Genomic DNA, 1,162 nt, shown 5'->3' on the forward strand with positions numbered 1-1,162 from the left:
GGGGCGCGGGGAACGGCGCAATCTTTTAAGGGGCGCGGGGAACTGCGCGACCAGCCCCCACCGGCCCGCACCCGACGACGAACCCCCGCCCTCCCTACCGCGGCGTACTCCGATGCCGATGGGCCAACGCCTCGTACGACGCGGACAGCGCCGGCGCCGCCGTCTCGTACGTGCGCTGGGCGACCCCGATGAACAGGCAGTCCACCACCAGCAGCTGACTCGTCCGGGACGACATCGCCGCCGGCCGCAGCTCGCTCTCCCGGGCCGTGGACGTGGTCAGGATGTGATCCGCGTACTGGGTCACGGGCCCGTCCGGCCGGCCGGTGATCGCGATCGTCGTGGCCCCGTGCTCGAACGCGACCCGCAACGGCTCGATGACGTCACCGGTCGCCCCGGAGTGCGTGATCGCGATCGCCACGTCCTTGGCCCGCAACTGCACGGCGTTGGTCACGGCGAGATGCGGGTCGTTGTGGGCGTGGGCTATGAGCCCGATGCGCAGCAGCTTCTGGGTGAGGTCCTGGGCGACGAGCCCGGACGCCCCGACGCCGTACACGTCGATACGGCGGGCCAGTGCGAGCGCCCCGACCGCCGCGCCCAGTTGCACCGTGTCCAGTGCGGCCGCGGTGTCGGCGAGCGTCTGCTGCTCGTCGTACGCGAGCTTGGCGACGACGTCCGCGATCGGGTCGTCGACCGCGATGTCGGCGGTCACGGCGGGGGCGCGGCCCGACTGCTGCTGGGCGGCGAGGCCGGCGAGGGCGAGGCGCAGGTCGCGGTAGCCGGGGTAGCCGAGGAGACGGGCGGTGCGGACGACCGTGGCCTCGCTGGTGCCGGTCAGTTCTGCGAGGCCGGTGACCGTGAGGGCGGCGCAGCCCGCGGGGTCCTGGGCGACGGCTTCTGCTACTCGCTGCATGGAGCGGGTCATTGAGGGGGCCAGGGTGCGGACCTTTGCGGCGAGGGCTGCGGGGGGTGGCGGGGGGTCGCCCGCGAAAATTTCCTTCACTTCTTGGGTCACGTATGAAAGATATTTTCGGGTGGGGGGAGGGTCAAGGGGTGGTTCGTCGGGTGCGGGCCGGTGGGGGCCGGCCGCGCAGTTCCCCGCGCCCCTAAAAGACTGCGCCGTTCCCCGCGCCCCCAAAGGCGAAAGACTGCGCCGTTCCCCGCG

The 1,162-nt window shown here is 72.3% G+C and carries 1 protein-coding gene; it reads right to left on the bottom strand.

The window, feature by feature from the left end; translation table 11 throughout:
* Positions 1-94 precede the first annotated feature (94 nt).
* Positions 95-1,012, bottom strand: coding sequence for a MurR/RpiR family transcriptional regulator (locus ACFWGJ_RS43785; RefSeq protein ID WP_107015335.1), 918 nt, complete (start codon positions 1,010-1,012; stop codon positions 95-97).
* Positions 1,013-1,162: the final 150 nt, after the last annotated feature.

The organism is Streptomyces sp. NPDC060205 (genome assembly GCF_042728395.1).
Classification (GTDB): Bacteria; Actinomycetota; Actinomycetes; order Streptomycetales; family Streptomycetaceae; genus Streptomyces.